This window comes from Alphaproteobacteria bacterium (assembly GCA_019746225.1).
GTDB lineage: Bacteria > Pseudomonadota > Alphaproteobacteria > Paracaedibacterales > VGCI01 > VGCI01.
This window is the reverse complement of record JAIESE010000049.1, coordinates 1-2,707: the sequence shown is the minus strand read 5'-3', so window position 1 is coordinate 2,707 and position 2,707 is coordinate 1. Positions and strand designations below refer to the sequence as shown.

The window sequence follows — 2,707 nt, the reverse complement described above, 5'->3', positions numbered from 1 at the left end:
TACTTCCCTTTTTATCCCCAGCCTAGTGTGCCTCATTGTGTCGTTATTTTTTATGGGTTTGGCATTGAAAGGAGATCTTGCGCCTCCACAAAAACCTGATATCGAACCCGTAGAGCCTATGGGAATGACCATTTTCTGGTTAGGCATTGGCTGCTTGGTATTCGTTCCCATTTTCAAGATGCTGACAGGGCTCCCACCTTTTATGGGAATCATTTTTGGATTGGGCTTCATGTGGCTATTCACAGACGTTGTCCATAGGCATTATGAAAATCGCAGTTATTTGAGAGTCCCTCAAATCATGACAAACATCGATGTGTCAAGCGTCCTATTTTTCTTGGGAATTCTTCTGTCCATCGACGCGCTGCATACGGCGGGATTGTTGGATGATGCTGCAAAGTGGATGGATCGTGTGATTGGGAATCGAGATCTGATAGCGATTGCAATTGGACTGGCCTCTGCTGTGGTGGACAACGTTCCTTTAGTGGCAGCAGTGATGGGAATGTATGACCTGGCACAATATCCGACGGATTCTGTATTTTGGAATATGATTGCCTATTGCGCTGGTACGGGGGGAAGTATTTTATTGATTGGATCGGCAGCTGGCGTGGCTTTTATGGGACTTGAGAAGGTGGAGTTTTTCTGGTATTTCCGCAGGGTGGGAATTTCTGCTGCTCTGGGCTATTTTGCTGGTATAGGGGTTTATAAGCTCATCTGCGCTTGCTGAGTAAAGGGTCAGGCTTGGGGTGAAACAAATTCCTTAAAAATCTACTATTTTACCCTCTAAATTTCCAGAAATATTTTGTCCTGTTTTTTTGAAAAAATGAGTGGATTGGATGAACAGGAAAATAATGAAGAGAATCTATTGTTCGCATTGAAGTGTATTCTCTTCAGATTCATATGCATTGAATAATGTCACTGACCGCGGTAGCGGTAATCCTCTCAATGGTCCGAGTAAGGCACATAGGTTACACTTTTGCGCAACCACATAGGTAACACTTTATGATACAACTATATATTCCTTTAACAATGAGGGGTATATGGCTTGGAAGGAAAATAAAGTGGAAGATCAAAGAAAAAAATTTATTGCTGCTTGCCTTGAAGGCAATTTTACAATGGCTGAGTTATGTCGAATGTACGAGATCAGTCGCAAAAGTGGATATAAATGGCTAAATCGATATAAAGATAAGGGTTTAGATGGTCTAAAAGATAGAAGTCGTGCGCCACATCATCAAACTTTAAAACTATCTGATAACATAATTTCAGAGATCTTTAAGGTGAAATATATGCACCCTTGGGGTCCAAAGAAAGTTTTGGGTCATCTTAAACGTGCACAACCCGATGTTTCATGGCCTTCAATTACTGCTGTAAGGAATTTATTCGACAGAAATGGGCTTACAACTAAACAAAAACATAGAAGAAGACTTCCAGCAAGAACATCTCCTCTATCTCATTGCCAATTCTCAAATGATGTTTGGTGTGCTGATTTTAAAGGACGGTTTTTAACTCTAGATGGAAATAAATGTGAGCCATTTACCCTCACAGATGCATCCAGCCGTTATTTATTACGTTGTCTTATGCTTGAGAGAAATGATTTTGAGCATGTTTGGGCTGTCCTTGAAACCGCATTTCATGAATATGGATTACCTTTATTTTTTAGAACCGATAATGGATCGCCTTTTGCAACCATCGGGGCTGGAAGATTATCAAAGTTAGCGATCAATTTAATCAAAGTAGGTATCACCCCTGAATGGATAGATCCAGGAAAACCTCAACAAAATGGGCGACATGAAAGAATGCACCAAACATTAAAAAATGAAACAGCCAACCCACCAGAACATGTCCTTGAAAAACAAGCCAAAAAATTTGATGAATTTCGGAATTATTTCAATAATATACGTCCACATGAAGCACTTGGTCAAAATACACCAGGAAATATCTACCAACCATCTTCAAGAGTTTGGAATGGAAAATTGCAACCACCTGAATATTCGAAAGAATTTATAGTGCGTAAGGTTAGGCCTGCAGGACAAATTAGCCTTAAACCGTATGCCTCGGATATTTTCATTGGGTCAGCTTTAGTGGGCGAACATGTTGGCTTAAAACAAGTCGATGATGGAATTTACGAAGTTTACTATAGCTCAATATTTTTGGGGAAAATAGACCATACAAAAAAAATTGTTTTACCTAAAAATACGAAAAGAAAGAGAAGCATTTGAATTTTTAATGCCAGGAATACTGTCTCGTTTGAATTCGTATCAGGCAAATATGCTGGCTTAAAATTAAGGTGAATGAGGAATAAAGGCTTATAGTGTCTGGTTTATAAGATTGGGGGCCAGCCCCCAAACCCCCGACCAAGAAAAAGCTCTTCCAAACCTCCCTCAAAGCTCAAAGCTCTAGATGGTCTATTTTTATTAGGTCTAAAGCGCTTTCATCCAAAATTTCAGCTTGAAGGGCAATATTTGATATAGTAACATTGATGGTACCAAGAAAAAGCTCTTCCAAGCCGACCGAGAGGTGACGGGTGACGGATGGCTACTATTTCCACTAGGGGCATCAGCTTCTAGTGGGACAGTTTCTTAAAAGTTAAAATCCATTGAAAAAAACGTGTTTTTTGAAAAAATATTAACAAATTAGCAGGCCCATTTGTACCATAATAGTGTTACCTATGTGATTGTGCGAAGTGTAACCTATGTGCCTTTCCGAACAC

Annotated in this window: 2 protein-coding genes; both read left to right on the top strand. The window is 39.7% G+C overall.

What is annotated here, in order from left to right; translation table 11 throughout:
- On the top strand, positions 1 to 724 hold a 724-nt coding region (locus K2Y18_08615; GenBank protein ID MBX9805796.1), incomplete at its 5' end, for a sodium:proton antiporter.
- 313 nt (positions 725 to 1,037) lie between these two features.
- On the top strand, positions 1,038 to 2,216 hold the full coding sequence (locus tag K2Y18_08610) for an integrase core domain-containing protein (protein ID MBX9805795.1): 1,179 nt from the start codon (positions 1,038 to 1,040) through the stop codon (positions 2,214 to 2,216).
- The last annotated feature ends 491 nt before the right edge of the window (positions 2,217 to 2,707 follow it).